18 protein-coding genes are annotated in these 21,482 nt (G+C 70.4%); 11 read left to right on the top strand and 7 right to left on the bottom strand.

Going from position 1 to position 21,482, the window contains the following annotated elements:
* Positions 1–21 precede the first annotated feature (21 nt).
* The gene (gene nucS / locus AB0B28_RS19700) at positions 22–687 is read right to left on the bottom strand and encodes an endonuclease NucS (protein ID WP_360123329.1); all 666 of its coding nucleotides are present in this window, start codon (positions 685–687) and stop codon (positions 22–24) included.
* Positions 688–748: 61 nt separating this feature from the next.
* Here nucS and AB0B28_RS19705 point away from each other — a divergent pair, with 61 nt between their 5' ends.
* Both AB0B28_RS19705 and AB0B28_RS19710 read left to right on the top strand, forming a co-directional pair.
* On the top strand, positions 749–1,297 hold the full coding sequence (locus tag AB0B28_RS19705) for a hypothetical protein (RefSeq protein ID WP_360123331.1): 549 nt from the start codon (positions 749–751) through the stop codon (positions 1,295–1,297).
* An 882-nt stretch (positions 1,298–2,179) separates the two neighbouring features.
* Positions 2,180–3,265, top strand: coding sequence for a polysaccharide deacetylase family protein (locus AB0B28_RS19710; RefSeq protein WP_360123334.1), 1,086 nt, complete (start codon positions 2,180–2,182; stop codon positions 3,263–3,265).
* A gap of 46 nt (positions 3,266–3,311) precedes the next feature.
* On the opposite strand, the gene AB0B28_RS19715 is transcribed toward AB0B28_RS19710, so the two are convergent.
* Complete coding sequence (locus tag AB0B28_RS19715; RefSeq protein ID WP_360123337.1) at positions 3,312–4,232, bottom strand: ROK family protein; 921 nt, start codon at positions 4,230–4,232, stop codon at positions 3,312–3,314.
* Positions 4,233–4,268: 36 nt separating this feature from the next.
* Positions 4,269–5,006 (bottom strand): SDR family oxidoreductase, encoded by a 738-nt coding sequence (locus AB0B28_RS19720; protein ID WP_360123340.1) that lies wholly within the window; start codon positions 5,004–5,006, stop codon positions 4,269–4,271.
* A gap of 136 nt (positions 5,007–5,142) precedes the next feature.
* Here AB0B28_RS19720 and AB0B28_RS19725 point away from each other — a divergent pair, with 136 nt between their 5' ends.
* Positions 5,143–8,394, top strand: coding sequence for a DUF4132 domain-containing protein (locus AB0B28_RS19725; RefSeq protein ID WP_360123343.1), 3,252 nt, complete (start codon positions 5,143–5,145; stop codon positions 8,392–8,394).
* Positions 8,395–8,431: 37 nt separating this feature from the next.
* On the opposite strand, the gene AB0B28_RS19730 is transcribed toward AB0B28_RS19725, so the two are convergent.
* A complete protein-coding gene (locus AB0B28_RS19730) occupies positions 8,432–9,634 on the bottom strand; it encodes an ROK family transcriptional regulator (protein ID WP_360123346.1) in 1,203 nt (400 codons plus the stop codon).
* Between the two features lie 106 nt (positions 9,635–9,740).
* Between AB0B28_RS19730 and AB0B28_RS19735 the strand changes: the two genes are divergently transcribed.
* From AB0B28_RS19735 to AB0B28_RS19765, 7 genes are read left to right on the top strand one after another with little or no spacing between them, the layout of a single operon-like run.
* The gene (locus AB0B28_RS19735; protein ID WP_360123349.1) at positions 9,741–10,841 is read left to right on the top strand and encodes a Gfo/Idh/MocA family oxidoreductase; all 1,101 of its coding nucleotides are present in this window, start codon (positions 9,741–9,743) and stop codon (positions 10,839–10,841) included.
* Positions 10,834–12,318, top strand: coding sequence for a sugar ABC transporter ATP-binding protein (locus AB0B28_RS19740; RefSeq protein WP_360123352.1), 1,485 nt, complete (start codon positions 10,834–10,836; stop codon positions 12,316–12,318). Before AB0B28_RS19735 ends, AB0B28_RS19740 begins: the two co-directional genes overlap by 8 nt.
* Positions 12,315–13,364, top strand: a complete 1,050-nt coding sequence (locus AB0B28_RS19745; RefSeq protein ID WP_360123355.1) for an ABC transporter permease — start codon at positions 12,315–12,317, stop codon at positions 13,362–13,364. Before AB0B28_RS19740 ends, AB0B28_RS19745 begins: the two co-directional genes overlap by 4 nt.
* The gene (locus tag AB0B28_RS19750) at positions 13,361–14,380 is read left to right on the top strand and encodes an ABC transporter permease (RefSeq protein WP_360123358.1); all 1,020 of its coding nucleotides are present in this window, start codon (positions 13,361–13,363) and stop codon (positions 14,378–14,380) included. Before AB0B28_RS19745 ends, AB0B28_RS19750 begins: the two co-directional genes overlap by 4 nt.
* A gap of 17 nt (positions 14,381–14,397) precedes the next feature.
* On the top strand, positions 14,398–15,600 hold the full coding sequence (locus AB0B28_RS19755; RefSeq protein WP_360123361.1) for a substrate-binding domain-containing protein: 1,203 nt from the start codon (positions 14,398–14,400) through the stop codon (positions 15,598–15,600).
* On the top strand, positions 15,597–16,439 hold the full coding sequence (locus tag AB0B28_RS19760; protein ID WP_360123364.1) for a sugar phosphate isomerase/epimerase family protein: 843 nt from the start codon (positions 15,597–15,599) through the stop codon (positions 16,437–16,439). The genes AB0B28_RS19755 and AB0B28_RS19760 overlap by 4 nt, the downstream gene beginning before the upstream one ends.
* On the top strand, positions 16,432–17,433 hold the full coding sequence (locus tag AB0B28_RS19765; protein ID WP_360123367.1) for a sugar phosphate isomerase/epimerase family protein: 1,002 nt from the start codon (positions 16,432–16,434) through the stop codon (positions 17,431–17,433). The genes AB0B28_RS19760 and AB0B28_RS19765 overlap by 8 nt, the downstream gene beginning before the upstream one ends.
* 115 nt (positions 17,434–17,548) lie before the next feature.
* Here AB0B28_RS19765 and AB0B28_RS19770 read toward each other — a convergent pair whose 3' ends face one another.
* The 3 genes from AB0B28_RS19770 to AB0B28_RS19780 form a co-directional block, all read right to left on the bottom strand.
* Positions 17,549–18,904, bottom strand: a complete 1,356-nt coding sequence (locus AB0B28_RS19770; RefSeq protein WP_360123370.1) for a permease prefix domain 1-containing protein — start codon at positions 18,902–18,904, stop codon at positions 17,549–17,551.
* Between the two features lies 1 nt (position 18,905).
* Positions 18,906–19,274, bottom strand: a complete 369-nt coding sequence (locus AB0B28_RS19775) for a PadR family transcriptional regulator (RefSeq protein WP_360123373.1) — start codon at positions 19,272–19,274, stop codon at positions 18,906–18,908.
* Between the two features lie 226 nt (positions 19,275–19,500).
* Complete coding sequence (locus tag AB0B28_RS19780) at positions 19,501–20,541, bottom strand: NAD(P)-dependent alcohol dehydrogenase (protein ID WP_360123376.1); 1,041 nt, start codon at positions 20,539–20,541, stop codon at positions 19,501–19,503.
* A gap of 130 nt (positions 20,542–20,671) precedes the next feature.
* Between AB0B28_RS19780 and AB0B28_RS19785 the strand changes: the two genes are divergently transcribed.
* Entirely contained in the window at positions 20,672–21,316 is a 645-nt protein-coding gene (locus AB0B28_RS19785) for a nucleoside/nucleotide kinase family protein (RefSeq protein WP_360123379.1), read from the top strand.
* The last annotated feature ends 166 nt before the right edge of the window (positions 21,317–21,482 follow it).

Raw genomic sequence — 21,482 nt, forward strand, 5'->3', positions numbered from 1 at the left:
CTGCGGCCCTTACGTTTTGCTCTAGAACAGTCGCGGCTGGCTCTCGTCGACCGCGCCGCGGAGGTCGTCGTAGTCGAGCACGACGCAGCGGATGCCGCGGTCCTCGGCCAGGACCCTGGCCTGCGGCTTGATCGCCTGCGCGGCGAACACGCCGTCGACCGGTGCCAGGAGCGGGTCGCGGTTGAGCAGCTCCAGGTACCGGGTCAACTGCTCGACCCCGTCGATCTCGCCGCGCCGCTTGATCTCGACGGCCACGTGCTTGCCGTCCGAGTCGCGGCACATCAGGTCCACCGGCCCGATCGCGGTCGGGTACTCGCGGCGCACCAACGACCACCCCTTCCCCAGCGGCGCGGTGTCGGCCGCGAGCAGCTCCTGAAGGTGCGCCTCGACGCCGTCCTTCTGCAACCCCGGGTCGACCCCCAGCTCATGGCTGGAGTCGTGGAAGACCTCCTCGATGGTGATCTTCAACTGGTCCCCGGACTTCTTCGACGTCACGGTCCACTCCGTGGCCCCCTCCACCACACTGCACGGCGGCGTCATCCAGTTCAACGGTTTGTACGAACCCCCATCGGCGTGCACCAGCACGCTCCCGTCCGCCTTCCAGATGATCAACCGCGTCGCCATCGGCAAATGAGCGGAAAGCCGCCCCGTGTAATCAACCTGGCAACGTGCCACCAACAAACGCATGCCGAAGACCCTACCGGTGCGGCCTGATGCGACGGCGCGTGCCGTGGCTAACCTGAGACCTGTGCATGACAAGTTCGAGGCGATCTGGACGCGGCGCTGGCCGATGGAGCTGCTTGCGGTCCCGTATGAGCTGAAGGAGCGGTTCAACGACCGTTGGGTGCGGTTCCACTGCCTGCCGGAGTCGAAGCGATACCCCGAGAACGAGTCCGAGTACGCCGTCATCCTCGACCGCTACAACACCATCCTGGACGAGCTTTTCAGTGGCGGTGGCGTCTGCATCGTGAAAGTCAAGTACGACGATGAGCTCGAATCCTCTGAGCTTCCGCCGCCGTGGCGGACAGTCGTGAGCGATGAGGATCCCGAATTCGGTACAACCTACGGCCACCTCTTCTTGGAACGATCCGAGTGGCGGCGGGGATTGATCGACGAGTGGCTGCGCGGGGTCGCCGACGACCGGGATCCTTGGGGAGTTGTCACGGACGCGGAGGCGCACTGGCTGTTCCACCCCTACGACGGGGGTATGGACGTCATCGCGCCGTCGGTCGCGGACCGAGACGCGCTGCGGGACCGGCACCGCGGCTGGCTGTCCAAGCATCCACAGGGTTACTGAGCGGCAATTTCAAGCGAGTCGCTCGATGTCGGCCCGGTTCTGGAGGGCTTGGCCGTGGCGGGTGAGCCGCAGCGATTTCGCGAAGTCGCTGCCGGGCAGGCGGATGTCGCGAAGTAGAGGGTCCTCGGGAAACCCACCTGAGAATCGGCCCTGGTCGAGATCGTAGACATCGGGTGCGTAGTCGGAACCGTCGAAGCAGTGGAGCGAGGATTGGTCGGGGCGGGGGGCCGAGGTGGGTGAGGCGCAGTCTCAGGGTTGAGCGGGCGGAGTTCCAGGAGACGGCGCCGGAGCCAGACCGTGTGCGGTTCGGTCCCAGCTCGCAGGCTCTGATCTCGGTGGAGCACACGTGTCGGCGTGTCGGGCACGCCGAGGTCGAACAACCTCGTGACGAGTGGAACGCCGTCGATGAGTACGTGCGTCCGGGGCGACCCGTAGGTCGAGGGGGCCGGTACGTTGGCGCCGTAGGGACGTGTCGAGTAGCGCATCAGTGCGAGCAGGCGTCGAGCGTGGTGGGTCGCTGCACGGGAGCGAATGTGTCGTATAGGCGGTCGATCGCCGCGATGACGGTGTCGGATGCGCGCACCCGGCGACTATAGCGCCGGGTCGGTGGGGCTTGTCCGGTTGGCGGCCGTTGGTGGACCGTTTGTGGGCCGTTTGGCGATTTATTGATGGGGGTCGATGGAGTTTGGGGGTGGGGGCGTTGTGTTGCAGGGGTTTTGGGGGGATGATTCGGGGTGTTCTTGTTGGACGGGACATCATTCTTTCGTCATCCCCTCATGGCGACCGGGTTTGGGCTCGGGGAGTTCGTCGACGGTGGTTGGTGCGCCGTGGTTGCCGGTGTGGCCTGGTATGGGCCGCCGGTCGAGCTTTTGAGGAGGGCGCATGCGTGATCGCATGAGGCCGTTCGTTTTGTTGTTGTCCGTGTTGGCGCTGGCGTTCGGGGGTGTTGTGGGGGTGGCTTCGAGTCCGGCTCAGGCGCAGCAGTGCAATGGGTACGTCGCTCTGACGTTCGACGACGGGCCCAACGGCGGGACCACCGCCAGTCTGCTGAACGCTTTGACCTCGAACGGGCTGCGGGCCACGTTCTTCAATACCGGGCAGGCCGCGCAGAGCAATCCGGCGCTGGCCCGGGCGCAGGTGGACGCCGGGATGTGGGTCGGGAACCACTCGTGGTCGCACCCGCACATGACCCAGTTGAGCCAGGCGCAGATGGCGCAGGAGATCTCCAGCACCCAGCAGGCGATCCAGTCGGCCACCGGGGTCACCCCGAACCTGTTCCGGCCGCCCTACGGGGAGACCAATGCGACGTTGAGATCCGTTGAGGCCCAATACGGTCTCACCGAAGTCCTGTGGACTGTGGACTCACAGGACTGGAACGGGGCCAGCACCGCCCAGATCGTGGCCGCGGCGCGGAACCTCCAGAGCGGCGGCGTGATCCTCATGCACGACGCCTACCAGAACACGATCAACGCGATTCCCCAGATCGCCGCCGACCTGCGTGCGCGGGGCCTGTGCGCCGGGATGATCTCCCCGGCCACCGGCCAGGCGGTCGCCCCCGACGGCTCCGGGAACCCCGGGAACCCCGGCGGGACCGGCACCGATCTCTTGCGCAGCGCCTCGGCCGCCAAGTGCATCGACGTCCCCGGCGGCTCCACCGCCAGCGGGACCGGCGTGCAGCTCTACAGCTGCTACGAGGGCCCCAACCAGCAGTTCACCTACACCGCAACGCAAGAGCTGCGAGTGCTCGGCCAGTGCCTCCAAGCGCCCTCGGGCGCGAACGGGGCCAGAGCCCAGATCGCCGGGTGCAACGGCTCAACCGCGCAGCAGTGGACCTTCGGCGCCGACGGGACGATCCGCAACGTCGGGTACTCCAGTGCGTGCCTGGACGTCTACAGCGCCGCCAACGGCGCCCCGGTGCAGCTCTACGGCTGCTGGGGCGGCGACAACCAGAAGTGGACCCGCGTCTGACGCGAAACGCCCCGGTCGGGACCACCGACCGGGGCGCTTTTTGCTTCTAGCCCAACAGGTCCGGGCGCAGCACCAGGGCCGCCGCGCCGACGATCGGGGCGTCGCCGCCCAGTTCGGGTCGGACCACGGCGAGCTCGGTCGCGTACGGGTTCACCGCGTTCGCGCCGATCGCCTCCTTGACCAGCGCCGGGTAGTCCTCGGCCACGGACGCGAACCCGCCGCCGATCACCGCGAGTTCCAAGTCCAGCAGGGTGGACGCGTTGACCAGGCCGAGGCCGACCGCGCGGGCCGAGCGCCGCACCGCCTCGATCGCGACCCGTTCCCCGGCCTTGTAGTCCCGCGCCAGGTCTTCACCGGTCTCACCGGTCCAGCCCTGCGACACCGCCCACGCCACCGTGTTCGGGCCCGAAGCGATGCCCTCCACAGTGGCCTCAGCGGTGGCTCCGTCGATGCTCTCGACCAGGATCTGTCCGATGTGGCCCGCGTTGCCGCTCGCGCCGGCCACGAGTCGCCCGTCCGAGACGATCCCGCCCCCGACGCCGGTGGACACCACCATCACCATCGCGTTCCGCACCCCTCGGGCCGCGCCGAGCCAGGTCTCGGCCAGCGCGATGCACGTCCCGTCCAGGCGCAGCATCACCTGGTCCAGGCCGGTCAGGTCCCGCACGAAGTCCGCGATCGGGAACCCTTGCAGCGCAGGCAGGTTGTGCGGCGCGATCGTGCCCTTGAGCAGGTCGATCGGGCCCGCGGCGCCGATGCCCGCCGCCGTCACCGAGTCCCACTCCGGGGCCACCAGGCACGAGGCCACGACCGCGGTGATGGCCGCCTCGGCCGCCGAGCGGTCCGCGGCCGCCGCCGCGCCCGTGGCCGCCCGCGTGCGGGTCCCCTCCACGATCGAACCGTCGGCGCGCACCAGAGCGGCCTCCACTTTGGTGCCGCCCAGGTCCAGGGCCAGGCTCACAGTCATTCCGAATCCTTCGTTCATTGTGGAGCGGCATGCCGCTCAGTCCATGTTGTGGCCGCCGTTGACGGTGATCCGCTGCCCCGTCACGAACGCCGCGTCCCCCGAGACGAGGTAGGCCACCGCCCCCGCCACGTCCCCGGGCTCCCCGATGCGCCCCAGCGGCACCTCTGACAAATACCCGGCCAGGTCCGCGCTCGAAAGCTCCCCGTGCCGCTCCACCGGGATCCACCCGGGCGCGACGAGGTTCACCGTAATGCCGTGCCGCCCGAGCTCCTTCGCCCACGTGCGGGTCAGGCCCCACTGCGCGCCCTTCGCGGCCGTGTACGCCGACATGCCCGGCAGCGACCGCTCGAACACGTCCGAGCCGATCTGCACCACCCGGCCGCCCCCGGCCGCGCGCATGTCCGGCAGGAACGCCTGCACCAGCAGTGTGGGGCTCTTCACGAAGAACACCAGCTGATCGAGATGGTCCTGCCACACCAGGTCCTCGACGGGCGCCTCGGGCTGCGGCCCGGTCGCGTTGCACACCAGCACTTCCACCGGCCCGAGCCTGGAGCGGACCTCCTCGGCGAGCGACGCCACGCCCGCCTCGTCGGTGACGTCCGCGCCGAACGCCTCCGCCACCCCGCCTGCCGCCCGGATCTCGCCGACCACCCGCTCGGCCCCGTCCCGGCTCGCGGCGTAGTTCACGGCCACGGCGAACCCGTCGGCGGCCAACCGCCGGGCGATGTGCGCGCCGAGCCCGCGCGACGCGCCGGTCACGAGTGCGACGGTCATGGGAACCTCCGTTCGGGCGCGTCGGTCGCGCCGCCAGCAAGCATCCCAGCCCGCGCCGCCCGCCGCACCCGCCAGTCCAGGTGGTGGAACGGCACTCACCGAGCGAATGTCGTAGGGCCTCCCTATGCTCGTTCGCGTGAACCTGACTGACACCCCCGAACGCCTCGAACTCCCCGAGTCCTGGCGCACGCATCTGCTCGACCGCCGCGGCTCCGGCACGCCGAAGCCGGTGACCATCGATCCCGAAGCGCCCCAAAGGCTCCGCGGCCTCATGGAGAAATGGGCCGACGCCTACGCACCGGCCGCCGCCCTGATCGAGAGCTCCGACCACCAGGACGCGGTCGTAGGTTGGGCCGAAGGCAAACCCGATCCGCTCGGCGCGGCCCTGACCTTCGCGATCCTCAAGCAGGTCATGCCCCGCAACATGGAATTCGACGACCTGACCGCCCGCGACGCGTGGATCACCGAGCACGGCCTCGAATTCGCCGTCCAGGCGTTCCTGGAACTGTTGTCCCACAACGTGTACTGGCGATCGAAGAGCCAGCGCTTCGAGGCGAGACTCACGATCCGCGAAGTGACCGGGTCCTGGGTCCCGCACCTCGCCTACCTGTTGAAGACGGCCGCGCCGATGCGCTCGCTGCTCGCGGGCCTGCCCGAAGCCGAGTACCTGCGGGTGCGGGACGCGCTCGCGCTCCGCAGGAGCAGCGACGGGTACAAGTTCCTGTCTGCGATGTTCATGCCCGACCAGGAGGACTGGGTGCGCGAGTCCTGCGCGATCCAGCGCACCCACTGGCGGCACGAGGCCGGCTCCGACCCGTTCTGGGCCGTCGCCCGCACCCGCGAGCACCTCGAACTCGCCGATGTCAAGCGCATGGACCTCAACGGCGACCCCGCGAGCCGCGTCCCGCTCGTAGTGGACGCGCTCGGCACCGACGCGTTCCCGATCCTGGTGGGCACCATCGAAGGCGAGAGCCGCCCGCCCGCCGACACCCGCGACCGCCTCTACGAGGCCCTGAGCCTGCTGCCCACCGACGAGGCGGTCGGCTACCTCCTGCGGGACCTCGCCGACCCGCATTCGATGATCGCCGCCCGGGCCGCCGCCAAGCGCTTCCCCGCCCGGACCCTCCGCGTCCTTGCCCAGACCGCCGCCTCGGCCCCCGCCCACGCCAAGGCCCGCCTCGCCGGATTCGCGAAGGCCAACGGCCTGTTGGAACTCGACGCGACCGAGACGGCCGTCGTGGAGGAACTGCTGGCCTCCACCCGCCACCACCCCGAGGCCGACGAACTCCCGGCGGCCTTCACCACCCCGCCCTGGACCGGCTTCGCCAAGCCCGTCGCGGGCCCCACCGGCCTCACCCCGCCGGTCATCGACGAACTCCGCTGGGCCCCAGGCGAGCAGGACGAGTGGCGCGAGCTCCCCGACGGCTACTGGTACAGCCGCGACGCCGCCTGGGACCGGGTCATGCCCGGCGACCCGAACCCGAAGCACTACGCCTTCCCCGAGTTCCTCGCCTACGCCGACGAGTCCCGGGCCCGGCCCGCGCTGGCGCTGTGGGACGGATCGGTCTCCCCCTACGTCCATCACCCGGCCACGATCGGCGCGCTGCTCGCGCGCTTCGGCGACGAGGCCGCCGCGCGGGTCCTGGCGCTCATCAAGAAGAAGCCCTCGCTGCGGGTCTACACGCTGCCGTTCGTGAACCTCGACGTGGCCCGCATGGCCGCCGACTGGGTCGCCCGCTCTCGGGTCGACCGGGCCACCGGTCAGGCCTGGCTCCAGCGCCACGCGACCGACGCCGTGGCCCTGCTCGTCCCCGACGCCGTCGGCAAGCCCGGCCGACCCCGCCAGGTGGCCGAAGCGGCGTTGCGGCACCTCGCGATCAAGCACCGCGAACTCGTGCGCGAAGGCGCGGCCTCATACGGGGAGGCCGCGCTCGCGGCCGTGGACGCGGTACTCGACGCAGACCCGCTCGACCCGCGCGTGCCCCGCGTCCCCAAACCTCCGGCGTGGGCCGACCCGGCGATGCTCCCGCAGGTGCTCCTGAAGGGACGAACGGCGGCACTGCCCGACGCGGCGGTGCGACTCCTGTTGACCGCCTTGGCCTTGGACGACTCCGAGCGGCCCTACGCGGGGGTCGACGTGCTCGCGGCCGAGTGCGACCCCGACTCGCTCACGGCCTTCTCGTGGGGCCTGTTCGAGCTGTGGACCTCCTCGGGTTCGCCCACGAAGGACGGTTGGGCGTTCGACCAGTTGCGGCGCTTCGCCGACGACGACACGGTGCGGCGCCTGACCGCGCTCATCCGCGAGTGGCCCGGCCGCAGCCAGAGCCGCAAGTCCGTGCGGGGCCTTGAGATCCTCGGCCGCATCGGCACCGAGGACGCGCTGCGCGCGGTGCAGTCGATCGCCGGGAACGCGAAGTTCAAGTCGCTCAAGAAGACCGCCGCGGCCCAGATCGAGATCATCGCCGAGCGGCTCGAACTGACCTTGGACGAACTCGCCGACCGCCTGGTGCCGGACTTCGGGCTCGGCGCTGAAGCGGCGATGGTGCTCGACTACGGTCCCCGTTCGTTCACGATCAAGTTCGACGAGAGCTTGAAGCCGTACCTGTTGGACGAGAAGGGCAAGCGCCGCGCGAGCGCCCCGAAGCCCGCCGCGAAGGACGACCCGGAGCTCGCGCAGCGCTCCTACGAGCGGTTCGCGGCCCTCCGCAAGGACGTCAAGGCCACCTCGGCCGAGCAGGTCAAGCGCTTCGAAGCGGCCATGACGGCCCGGCGAGCCTGGGGCGCGGCCGACTTCCAGCGGTTCGTGGTCGACCACCCGCTGGTCTGGCAGCTCTCCAGCCGTCTCGTGTGGGAGACCACTGTGGATGGACAGGCGCGGAGTTTCCGTCTCGCCGAGGACCGCACCCTCGCCGATGCCGAGGACGACCCGTTCGAGCTGCCCGAAGGCGCCGAGATCCGCCTGGCCCACCCGATCACGCTCGGCTCCGAAGCGGTCGAGGCCTGGTCGACCGTGTTCGCCGACTACGAGATCCTGCAACCGTTCGACCAGCTCGCCCGCCCCGCCTTCACACTGTCCGAACAGGATCGCATCGCCGGTCGCCTGCATCGGTTCGAGGCCGAGAAGGTCAGCGGCGGCGCGATCGTGGGCCTGATGAAGCGCGGCTGGCAGTACGGACAGCCCAAGGGCCACAAGGGCACCCACGCGGTCTACCTCGAACTGCCCGGCGAGTCGTTCCTGATCGTCGACACCGTTCCCGGGGTCTATCCCGGCTACGGCGATCAAGGTGACCACCGCGTCGAGATCACGTTCCGCGGCTCGGAGTCGATCGACCCGGTGACGCTCTCCGAGGCGCTCTACACCGTGGCCCGCCTGACCCACACGGTCTGATGCGTCGCGGCCCCTGGGAAACCGGGGGCCGCGGCCGTCAGGCGGCCTCGCCGGCGATCAGGCCGTCGAGCCGGGACGGGTCGAGCGCGTGCTCGATGACCATGACGCCCGCGCCGATCGCGCCGCTCGACTCGCCGGTGCGGGCCGCCGCGATGCGCAGGTGCCCGGTGGCCAGCGGCAGCGACCGCTGGTAGATCACCTCGCGCACCCCGGCGATGAGATGGTCGCCCGCGAGCGCGAGGGACCCCCCGATGACGATGATCGAGGGGTTGAAGAAGTTCACCGCCCCGGCCAGGACCTCGCCGATGTCCCTGCCCGCCTGGCGGATCAGTTGCAGCGCCGGGACGGACCCGGCGCGGGCGTGCTCGACCACGTCGATCGAACCGCGCGCGGGGGTGCCCTGCGCGGTGAGCGCGGCCGCGATCGCCGCGCCGGAGGCCACCGCTTCGAGGCACCCGGTGTTGCCGCAGCGGCATTGGGCGTCGTCGGCCCCGGCGACGCGGATGTGCCCCATGTCCCCGGCCGCGCCTTGCGCGCCCCGGTAGACCTGGCCGCTGGCGATGATCCCGCACCCGATCCCGGTGGCGGCCTTGATGAACAGCAGGTGCTCGTGTTCGGGCCAGGCGGTGAAGTGCTCGCCGAGGGCCATGATGTTCACGTCGTTGTCGACCAGCACCGGCACGCCGAGGCGCTCGCTCACGTAGGCGGGCACGTCGAAGCCGTCCCAGCCGGGCATGATCGGCGGATTGACCGCGCGCCCGGTGGAGTGCTCGACCGGCCCGGGCAGCCCGATGCCGATGCCGAGCAGGTCGCCGTGGGGCCGCTCGGCCGAGTCGAGGATCTTGCGGCTCGCCTCGACCACCCAGTCCAGCACCGGCTTCGGGCCGAGCGCGATGTCTATGTCCGCATTGGATGCGGCCAGGACCGTCCCGGCGAGGTCGGTGACGGCCAGCCGCGCGTGGGTCGCGCCGAGGTCGGCGCCGATCACGATGCGCGCGGCGGGGTTGAACGCGAACGTGGCCGGGGGCCGCCCGCCGGTCGAGGCGGTCTCCCCGCTGGGGGCGATGAGCCCGGCGGCCAGGAGGGCGTCGACCCGGCCGGTGACGGTCGAGCGGGCGAGACCGGTGATCGCGGCGAGCTCGGATCGCGTGCGGGGCACGCCGTCTCGCAGGAGCTGGAGCAGCGTCCCGGCTCCCGGCGCGGGCGCCACGCGGCGGCGCGAGCTCGAATCATCTGTCACTTCACTAGTGAAGCACACCGGTTTCGACGGCCTGATGTCATAACTGTTTCATAACATGAACAACTTTTGCTTGTGTTCCGACAGAAGTCTCCTCTACGGTTCTCGTATGGCTTACGTCACGGACACTCGGCCGCGGACCTATCGGGCCGCCATCGTCGGCACCGGCTTCATGGGGCGGGTGCACTCCCACGCCATCGCCGTGGCCGGCGGCTCGGTCGCCGGGATCGCCGGGTCCACCCCCGAACGCGCGCTCGAAGCCGCCGCCTCGCTGCGCGCCGAAGCGGTCTTCGAGGACCTCGCCGACCTCATCGACGCCGCCGACGTGGTCCACGTCTGCGTCCCCAACCACCTCCACGCCCCGATCGCCTTGGCCGCCATAGCGGCCGGGAAGCACGTCGTGTGCGAGAAGCCCCTCGCCACCGACGCGGCCACCGCCCGCGCCATGACCGAGGCCGCCGCCGAAGCGGGCGTGGTGGCCGCCGTGCCCTTCGTCTACCGCTTCCACCCGATGGTCCGCGAGGCCCGCGCCCGCGTCGCCGCCGGGCAGATCGGACGCCTCACCCTCGCGCACGGCTCCTACCTCCAGGACTGGCTCCTGCGTCCCGGCGACGACAACTGGCGCGTCGACGCCGACAAGGGCGGCGCGCTCCGCGCCTTCGGCGACATCGGCTCCCACTGGTGCGACCTCCTCGAATTCGTCACCGGCGACCGCATCACCGCCGTCTCGGCCCAGCTCTCCACCGCCAACCGCCGCCGCTCAGGACGCGACGTCTCCACTGAGGACATCGTCACGCTCCAGTTCGCCACCGCCGCAGGCATGGTCGGGAGCACCGTCATCAGCCAAGTTTCCGCCGGACGCAAAAACCGGCTCCTCTTGGAGATCTCCGGCACCGAGGAAACCCTCTCCTTCGACCAGGAGCAGCCCGAGACCCTCTGGGTCGGCGGCCGCGACCGCAGCGCAGTCCTCATGAGGGACCCCGACCACCTCGCCCCCGACGCCGCCCGCCTCGCCCGCGTCCCGGCCGGGCACCCCCAGGGCTACCAGGACTGCTTCAACGCGTTCGTGGCCGACACCCACGCCGCCATCGGCGGCCAGACCCCCGACGGCCTCCCCGTCTTCGCCGACGGCCTGCGCGCCGCCCGCCTCGCCGAAGCCGTCGCCGACTCCGCCCGCACCCGCGACTGGACCGAGGTGCCCCATGACTGAACCACTGCTCGACATGCAGGGCATCGGGAAAGCCTTCCTCGGCGTCCAGGTGCTCTCCTCAGTGGACCTCCGCATCGAACCCGGAGAAGTCCACGCGCTGGTGGGGGAGAACGGCGCCGGCAAGTCCACCTTGATGAAGATCCTCGCCGGCGTCCACGCCCCGGACGCGGGCACCGTCGAGCTGGGCGGCCGCGCCGTCTCCTTCACCCACCCGCTCCAGGCCCAGCACGCCGGGATCGCCTCGGTCTTCCAGGAATTCAACCTCCTGCCCGAGCTCACCGTGGCCGAGAACGTCCACCTCGGACGCGAACCGCGCCGCCGCGGCCTCCTGGACCGCCGCCGGATGGCCCTGCGCACCAAGGAGATCCTCGACGACCTCGGGGTCGACGACCTCGCGCCCACCGCCAAGGTCGGCACGCTCTCGGTCGCCCACCAGCAGATCACCGAGATCGCCAAGGCCCTCTCCCAGGGGGCCGACCTCATCTGCATGGACGAGCCCACCGCCGCCCTCGCCGACGCCGAGGTCGAGATGCTCTACCGCCTCGTCAGGCGCCTCCAAGAGCGCGGCGTCGCGGTCCTCTACGTCTCCCACCGCCTCCGCGAGATCTTCGACCTGTGCGACCGCATCACCGTCCTCAAGGACGGCCGCCTCGTCACGAGCGTCGACACCGCCGAGATCACCCCCGACGACCTCGTCACCCTCATGGTCGGCCGCCGCATCGAAGCGGTCTTCCCCGAACGCCTCCCCGGCACCGAGACCGGCGAGGTCCGGCTCAAAGTGGACGGCGGCGGCAACGACTACGTCGACGGCGTCGACCTCGAAGTCCGCGCCGGAGAGATCGTCGGCCTCGCCGGGCTCCAGGGCTCGGGCCGCACCGAGATCGCCGAAGCGCTCTTCGGCATCAACCCCTTCACCCGCGGCAGCCTCGAAGTCGACGGCAAGCCGATCCGGATCACCGGGCCCCGCAAGGCCATCGCCGCCGGGATCGCCCTGGTCACCGAGGACCGCAAGGCCGAAGGCCTGGCCCTGGGACAGTCCGTGCGGGCCAACGCCCGCATGGTCCTCGACGGCAACCGCCGCACCCACTCCCGCAAGCGACTGGGCCGCATCTCAGGCCTCCTGAGCAGCCTCGACCTCGTCGCCCGCGGCGAGGACCAGGAAGTGCGGTTCCTCTCCGGCGGCAACCAGCAGAAGGTCGTCGTCGCCAAATGGCTCGCCGCCGAACCCGGCGTGATCGTCCTCGACGAACCCACCCGCGGCATCGACGTCGGCGCCAAGCACAAGCTCTACTCGGTCATCCGCGAACTCGCCGCCGAAGGCCTCGCGGTCGTCCTCATCGCCTCCGAACTCATCGAGGTCATCGGCCTGGCCGACCGCATCGTGGTCCTCCACGACGGCCAGATCTCCGGCGAACTCCCCGGCGGCGCAACCGAACAGCAGGTCATGGCGTACGCCACCGGAAGAAGGCCCGCATGAAACCCCTCCTGCGAGCCACCCCGCGGCTCGACACCACCGCCCTGATCTACCTCGCGCTCGCCGGGGTCCTCGCCGTGGGCGCGGTGGCCGTCGCCGCGGGCGGCAAGAACCTCTTCAGCACCGCGAACCTGGTCGACATGCTCACCCGCACCAGCCTCACCGGGTTCCTCGCCATCGGCATGACCCTGGTGATCCTGTGCCGCTCGCTCGACCTCTCGGTGGGCTACACGGCCGCGCTCTCCAGCCTCGTCGCGGCCACCACCATGGACGGCGACGTGGGCCGCATCCCGCTCGCCGTCGGCGCGGTCCTGCTCGTCTCGGGACTCATCGGCGCCGCCAACGGCACCATCGTGGCCTACCTGAAGGTCAACCCGTTCATCGCGACCCTCGGCACCGGCCTGATCATCAAGGGCTACCTCGACACCCAGTACAAGGGCCCCGCCGGGGACGTGCCCGCCGTGTTCCAGCAGTTCGGGTACACCCGCATCGGGTTCATCCCCGTCTCGGCGCTGGTGATGCTCGCGCTCGCCGCAGCCGCGATCTGGTTCCTGCGCTCGACGAGGACCGGCCACCACATGTACGCCGTCGGCGGCGACACCGAGGTCGCGCGGATGTCCGGCATCCGCACCGGCCGCGTCCTGGTCGCCGCCCACGTCCTGTGCGCCATGTTCGCCGGGGTCGCCGGGCTGCTCCTGGCCGCGCGCTTCGGCACCGGCTCGGCCGAGGCCTACACCAACCTCTACGAGCTCGACGCGATCGCCGCGGTCGTACTCGGCGGCACGCTCCTGTTGGGCGGCAAGGGAGGCGTGGCCGGAACCGTGGCGGGCGTGCTGATCCTGGCCGTGCTCGACACCGTGTTCAACGTGATGCAGATCGACCCGTTCGCCAAGGACGTGCTGCGCGGCGCGGTGATCATCACCGCCGTGGCGATCTACGCCCGCCGCCAACTCGACCGCACCGCCCGCCGGCCCCGCTTCAAGCTCGCGGGCTCGGCACCGACCCCGCCCGACACCATCCGCGACTCCCGGGAAGTGAAGCCGTCATGACGCGCGTCCGCGGCGACCTCGTCGCCCTGCTCCGCTGGGCCGCCAATCCCACCGGCACCGTCTTCGTCCTGCTCGCGGCCATCTTCGTGGCCATCTTCTTCGCCAACAGCGGCTTCTTCGAGGGCCCCTCGTTCATGGCCTTCCTCAAGCAGGCCGCGCCGCTGGTGATCCTCGCCGCCGGGCAGTACTTCGTGATCGTCTCGGGCAACTTCGACCTGTCCGTGGGCGCGCTCGTCGGTGCTCAAGTGGTGATCGCGGCCCGGCTCATCGACGGCGAGGAGTCGCGCACCGTCCCGGTGCTGCTGATCATGCTCGCCTTCGGTGTGGCCGTGGGACTCGTCAACGGTCTCATCACGACCGTCCTCAAGGTCCAGTCGTTCATCACCACACTCGGGATGCTGCTGGTGCTCTACGGCGCCATCAAGCTCTGGACCGGCGGGGCCCCGACCGGCAGCCTCTCGGAGTCCTTCCGCCAGGCCGGACGCATGGGCATCGAGGACGTGCCGGTGCTCGGGCAGATCCCGTGGGCCCTGCTCATCATGATCGGCCTCGGGGCCGGGGCGATCGCGCTCATGCGCACCCGGTTCGGCCGCATCCTCATGGCCTCGGGCGACAACGAGCGGGCCGCGGCCCTCTCGGGCGGGCGGGTCGACTACGTCCGCACCATGGCCTTCGTCCTCTCAGGAGTGTCGGCGACCGTCGCCGGGATCCTCATCGGCGGCTACGCGGGCGTCAGCGCCCAAGTGGGCGAAGGCATGGAGTTCACCGTGATCACCGCCGTGGTCCTCGGCGGCGTGGTCCTCGGCGGCGGCCGCGGCTCCGTGGTCGCCGCGATGGCCGGGGCCCTCACCATCGAGGCCCTGTTCATCCTGTTCAACCAGATGGCGCTGCCCTCGACGGTCCGGCCGACCGTCCAGGGCGTCATCATCATCGCCGCCGTCGCCTACGCCGCCCGGCAGCGGCACAGGCCCGGCAAGACCGTTCCCAAAGCCACCGCAATCGCAACTCCCTCATGAAAAGAAGGTCCCGCACCATGCGAACCATCCGTTTGGCCGCCGCGTCGGCAACAGCCCTCGGGCTGATGCTGGCGGTCGGCTGCACCACCGACACCCCGACCGAGAGTCCCGACGACGACACGACCACCACCGAAGAGTCCGGCGACGAGTGGTTCGTCCAGGCCGAGTACGACGAGCAGCTCGCCCAGCGCGACATCGAGCCCGAAGGCGACCCGGCCACGCCGTGGCTCCAGGCCATCGAGCCCGAATGGGTCGACACGACCGAGTTCGCGCGCGAGGGCGGCGACGCCACCGTGTGCTTCTCGAACGCCTCGATCTCCAACCCGTGGCGAGTGACCGGCTGGATCACCATGCAGCAGCAGGTGGAGGTCCTCAAGGAATCGGGCGACATCGGCGAGTTCCGCAGCTCGGACGCCGGTGACGACGACGAGCAGCAGATCTCCGACATCCAGGCGTTCGTCGACTCCGGCGAGTGCGACGCGCTCATCATCTCGCCTTCGACCACCGCGACCCTCACGCCCGCGGTCGAGACCGCGTGCGCCTCGGGCATCCCGGTGATCGTCTTCGACCGCGGCGTCAACACCGACTGCGCCGTGACCTTCATCCACCCGATCGGCGGCTACGCGTTCGGCGCCGACGCCGCCGAGCACCTGGTGGACAACCTGGAGCCGGGCTCGAAGGTCCTCGCGCTGCGCATCCTGCCCGGCGTGGACGTCCTGGAGAACCGCTGGGCCGCGGCGAAGGAGATCTTCGGCGACTCCGAGCTGGAGATCCTCGGCGACGAGTTCACCGGTGGCGACGCCGCCGAGATCAAGAGCATCGTGACCCAGTACCTCCAGCGGGGCGACGTCGACGGCATCTGGATGGACGCCGGCGACGGGGCCGTGGCCGCGATCGAGGCGTTCGAGGACGCCGGCAAGCCCTACCCGGTGATGTCGGGCGAGGACGAGCTGTCGTTCATGCGCAAGTGGGAGGAGACCGGCATGACCGGCTTCGCCCCCGTGTACTCGAACTTCCAGTGGCGCACCCCGGTGATCGCCGCGACGATGATCCTCGCGGGCGAGCAGGTCCCGGCCGAATGGGTGCTCCCGCAGGACCCGATCGAGCAGGACGAGCTCGCCGACTACTTGGAGCGCAACGCCGACATGCCTTCGCTGCACTACGCCAAGTTCGGCGGCGAGGACCTGCCGGGCTTCCCCGACGCATGGCGGGACCGTTGAGCCGAAAGCTCGGTGTCAACACCTGGGTCTGGGCCTCGCCGCTCGACGACGAGGCCCTGGCCCGGCTCGCGGTGTCCGTGCGCGACTGGGGGTTCGACGTGATCGAGCTCCCGGTCGAGGCGCCGGGCGACTGGGACCCTCAGCGCGCGTCCGAGCTGCTGCAAGAGCTCGGGCTCGACGCCACGGTGGTCCTGGTGATGGGCCCCGGCCGGGAACTGGTCGGGGCCCCCTCCGAGACCGTCGCCAGGACCCAGGACTACCTGCGGCGCGTGGTGGACGCGGCCGTCGCCGTGGGCTCGCCGGTGATCGCCGGTCCGGCCTACGCGTCGGTGGGGCGCACCTGGCGAATCGACGACCGGGCCGCCGTCTGCCGGGAGCTGCGGGCGAACCTGCTCCCGGTGGCCGAGTACGCGGCCGAGCGCGGCGTCACCATAGCGGTCGAACCTCTGAACCGCTACGAGACGAGCCTGGTCAACACCGTCGAACAAGGACTGGACGCATTGGACGGTCTGCCCGGTTGCGCACTGGCCCTTGACGTCTACCACATGAACATCGAGGAGACCGACCTCCCGGCGGCGATCAAGTCCGCTGCGGGACACATCGGACACGTCCAGGTCAGCGCCAACGACCGGGGCGCTCCGGGCCGCGACCACCTCGACTGGCCCGCGATCGTGGCCGCCCTCGACGAAACCGGGTACGCCGGGCCTCTGGTCATCGAGTCGTTCACGGCGCACAATGCCACCATCGCCACCGCGGCCTCGATCTGGCGACCGCTCGCGCCGACACAGGACGCGATCGCCGTAGACGGCCTGACCTACTTGAGGAGTCTCGATGCCTAGACCGATCACGCTGTTCACCGGCCAGTGGGCGGACCTGCCCTTCGAGGAGGTGTGCCGCCTCGCCTCCAGCTGGGGTTACGACGGGCTGGAGGTCGCCTGCTGGGGCGACCACCTCGACGTGCGCCGCGCCGCGACCGACGACGACTACGTGGCCGAGCGCAAGGGCCTCCTCGAATCCCACGGCCTCGGGTTGTGGGCGATCTCGAACCACCTTGTGGGCCAAGCGGTCTGCGACGACCCGATCGACCAGCGCCACGAGGCGATCCTGCCTTCGCACGTGTGGGGCGACGGCGACCCCGAGGGCGTGCGACAGCGCGCCGCCGAGGAGATGAAGACGACCGCCCGGGCCGCCGCGCGCCTCGGCGTCGACACCGTGGTGGGCTTCACCGGCTCGGCGATCTGGAAGTACGTGGCGATGTTCCCGCCCGTGCTCGAATCCCAGATCGAGGCCGGCTACGACGACTTCGCCGACCGCTGGAACCCGATCCTCGACGTGTTCGACGAGGTCGGGGTCCGCTTCGCGCACGAGGTGCACCCCTCCGAGATCGCCTACGACTACTGGTCGACGCAGCGCGCGCTCGAGGCGGTCGGGCACCGGACCGCGTTCGGGCTCAACTGGGACCCGAGCCACATGGTGTGGCAGGACATCGACCCGGCCGCGTTCCTGTGGGACTTCCGCGACCGGATCTACCACGTGGACTGCAAGGACACGCGCAAGCGCTTCGACGGCCGAGGCGGCCGCCTCGGCTCCCACCTGCCCTGGGGCGACCCGCGGCGCGGCTGGGACTTCGTCTCGACCGGCCACGGCGACGTGCCCTGGGAGGACTGCTTCCGGGTGCTCAACGCGATCGGCTACGCCGGGCCGATCTCGGTGGAGTGGGAGGACGCGGGGATGGACCGCCTGCGGGGCGCGGCCGAGGCCGTCGACTTCGTGCGCAACCTGAACTTCGAACCGCCGGAGGCGTCCTTCGACAGCGCCTTCAGCTCCGACTGAAATCCTATAGCCTATAGGCTATATCCTATACGTTGACCAGTACGGCGGATATCCTATAGGATATATCCTATGTGAAGCGCCCCGATCCGAGCGGATCGGGGCGCTTTTCGCGTCGTTACGCGAACGCGAAGATCGGCGGGAAGGCCAGGACCACGATCCAGGCCCATGTGGCGTAGACCGGCACGTAGTCGGTCTGCCAGCGTTCGAGGAGCGTGAAAGGTTTGCGGCCCTTGATGATCCGCCAGTACAGCCACGCCGACCATGCGAGGTTGACGAACAGGATGAGGTTGAGGCCGAGCGCGGCGGTCTTGTTGGGTGTGAGGCCCCATTCGGTGATGCGGCCGGTGATCGCGACGAGCACCAGGATGTCGATGAGCAGCGCGCTCACCACGAGCGAGAACTGCATCCAGTCGAAGACTCCCACCCGTGAGCCCGGGTCGCGGGCCGAGATCGAGTAGAGCACCAGGCCGAGCACGACCACCAGGAGCAGGTCGAACAGGATGAGCATGTCGCGCTCGACGTCGATCGCGTTGGTGGTCACGGCGATCGCGACCAGCACCGCCAGCAGCGTCACCGCGAACAGCGGCGTGAATACGCGGGTGAGCACGGGCGCCATGTTCTCGATGACGCTCTGCTTGGCCTCGACCAGCCACGCGGCCACCACGACCGCCGCCACCGCGCCGCACGGGAGCAGCCATTCGACCACGAACGGCTCCACGTCGACGCCGATCGCGCTGAAGACCCCGAACGTGAACCCGGTGAGCACGCTGCCGCCGAGCCCGATGAGGTTCATGTAGATGAACCACTCGCCGGTGAAGCGGATGAAGTCCATCCGCCTTCTGGCCGAACGCCATTCGCCGCCCGCGTACGCCACGCCCACGACCAGCCACAGCGCGAGCGGCAGGTGGATCGCGCTGAGCGCGAACGACTGCGACTCCTCGCCGAGCCCGTACGCGTTGGCAGCCACCGCGCCGAGCGCGAAGAGCCCCGCCACGATCGCGATCGCCCCACGTCCCAGGCCCCTGCGCCACGCGAAGTACGCCGCGAGCGGCGCGAGCGCGAACAGGCCCAGGTTGCGCGCGTAGAAGATCCCGTCGGAGTCCCAGTCGAGCCCGAACAGCGCGGGGAGCTTGATCCCGACGGCCGCCACGGCCGCGCACGCGATCATCGCGACCAGGTCGCGGCGGCGGGCCCGGTCGGCGCCGCTCTCGGGGTCGGCGCTGAGCACGAGCTGCTTCCAGAGCCGCTCGGAGTGCTCGCGGGCGAACTCGCGGGAGAGCTCGTCCACGCTGCCCATGCGCTTGACGGCGATGAGGAACGCCTCGTCGGGCCTCAGCCCGGCCTCGCCGAGGTCGGCGATGCGGCCCCGGAGGTGGTCCTCCAATTCATCCACATCGGACTCGACCACACCGCGGCGGCCGAGCATGTAGCCGCGCCATTCGGCGATCTGGGGTTCGGTGTCCTCGCTCATGTCAGGCCTCCAGCGCCGGTGGGGCGAGCGGGGCGGCCGACTTCGTCGCGGTCCAGACGTCTTGCAGCGCTTCGACCACCGCGTCCCACTGGCGGCGCTGCTCGGCCAGTTCGCGCCGCCCCTCCTCGGTGATCCGGTAGTACTTGCGGCGGCGGCCGCCTTCGGGTGTGCGCCAGTGGGATTCGATGTAGCCGGTCTTCTCCAACCGGTGCAGCAGGGGGTAGAGCAGCCCTTCGGTCCACTCCAGACGGCCGCCGGAGCGGTCGCTGACCTCCTTGAGGATCGCGTAGCCGTAGCTCTCCTCCTCGGCGAGGATGCCGAGCACCAGGGGAGTGGACGAAGCGGCGACGAGGTCTTTGGCGATGCGCATGGCGACGCCTCCTATGCCTAGAGCTTCTATGCCTTGAACTTCTATGCATCATAGATCTAGGTTTCCGCGATCGTCAACCGAACGCCGGACGCAGCGCGATGTCGCACCCCCGCGGGATCCTTGAAACCGGGGGGACCTGCGGCGCGACACGCCCGGGCGCGGGGTGCGGCCTCGCCCGCCGGACACGCAGAAGGCCCGGCCGAAGCGGCCGGGCCTCGCGTTCCGTCTACCCGTTCGGGAGGATCACCGCCCGGCCGTTGATCGTCCCGGCGTGCAGCCGCTCGTACGCCTCCGGGGCCTCGTCCAGCGAGAACCGCTCCACGTGCACGTCGATCGCGCCCGCCCGGGCCAGGTCGAACACCTCGATCAGCTCGTCCCGAGTGCCCCAGTACGGCGACTTCACTGAGACCTCGAACGGCAGCACCCCGAACCCGACCGGCAGCGTGCCGCCGCCGATGCCCACGATCGTGACGTCGGCCTCCACGGACGCGCACGCGCCCGCGGTCTTCACCGTCGGCGCGGCGCCCACGAAGTCGAACACGGCCTGCGCGCCGACCCCGCCGGTGAGCTCCTTGACCTTGTCGGCCGCGCCCTCGTCGGAGATGATCGTCTCGTGCGCGCCGACCTTGCGGGCCAGGTCGAGTTTGTCCTGCGAGACGTCCAGCGCGATCACCCGCACCGAAGTGAGCGCCCGCAACAGCTGCACGGCCACGTGCCCGAGCCCGCCGGTGCCGATGACCACGGCCGACGAGCCGGGCGTCAGCTTGGGCAGCGACTGCTTGATCGCGTGGTAGGGGGTCAGCCCGGCATCGGTGAGCGGCACGGTCTCGACCGGGTCGAGGTCGCCCAGCGGCACCAGGTGCCGCGCGTCGTCCACGATCAGGTACTCCGCGATCGCGCCCGGCGCGCCGAGCCCGGGCGGGTTGATGCCCAGCTCACGAGCCCTCAGGCAGTAGTTCTCCGCGCCCGCGGCGCACTTGATGCAACGCCCGCAGCCCCACGGCCCGTAGACCGCGACCGATTCGCCCACGTCGAGCCCGATGACCCCGTTGCCGAGTGCGGCGACCGTGCCCGCGCCCTCGTGGCCGAGCGTGAGCGGCAGCGGGTACGGGAACTGGTCGGCGGGCCAGGACATGACGGCGATGTCGGAGTGGCACACCCCGGCCGCGGTGACCTTGAGCAGCACCTCCCCGGGGCCGGGCTCGGGGGTGGGAATCTCGACGACCTCGGGGGCCGCGCCGATCTCGCGGTATTGCAGGGCTTTCATGTCGCCTCCGTGCGCTGCGCTGGGGCCCGGGCCGCACCGGCAGGGCCTCTGACCAGGTCACGGTAACCCGGGGCGGGACGTCCGCGGACCGATTCGCGCCCCGGCGGCGGACGTGGGCTAGGTTCGGCGCGTGGACTTCGCAGACGACCCCCAGGCGCTCCTCGACCGCGTCAAGGCCCTCCGCGGCGCGGGCCGCGTGCTCATCGGCATCGCCGGCTGCCCCGGTGCCGGGAAGTCCACGGCCGCCGCGTGGCTCGCGCGGACGCTCGACCGGGCCGTGCAGGTCCCGATGGACGGGTTCCACCTCGCGAACGCCGAGCTCGTGCGCCTGGGCCGCCGCTCCCGCAAGGGCGCCATCGACACCTTCGACGGCGCCGGATATCGGGCCCTGTTGCGGCGCATCAGGACCGAGACCGACGAGACGGTCTACGCCCCCGAGTTCGACCGCCGCGTAGGCGAACCGGTCGCCGGTGCGATCGCGGTGGAGCCCGAGGCCGAGATCATCGTCACCGAAGGGAACTACCTGCTCGACCCCGAAGGCCCCTGGCCCGGCGTGCGGGACGCGCTCACCGAAGTCTGGTACTGCGAGACGCCCGAACCGCTGCGGCTGCGGCGACTCGTCGCCCGCCACGAGCGCTTCGGCAAGACCCCCGACCACGCCCGCTCCTGGGTCGCCACAGTGGACGAACCCAACGCCGAGCGCATCCGCGCCGCCAGGGACCGCGCCGATCTCGTGGTCGACTTCGACGCCCTCGGCATCGCCCCGGGCGCCTGAACGCGCCGGATCCGCAGCGGGCCAGGCCGTGCTCGGATTCCCGAGCGGTCGCCATCGGGCCGTGCGCTTCGCTGCCGTATAGGGGAGGGCCTGTCGCGGCCTCGGCGAGCGAGCTGACGGACTCCGATACCGCCTCACGAGGATGCGCGATCACCGCCCGGACGTA

This window comes from Glycomyces sp. NPDC046736 (genome assembly GCF_040645615.1).
GTDB lineage: Bacteria > Actinomycetota > Actinomycetes > Mycobacteriales > Micromonosporaceae > Glycomyces.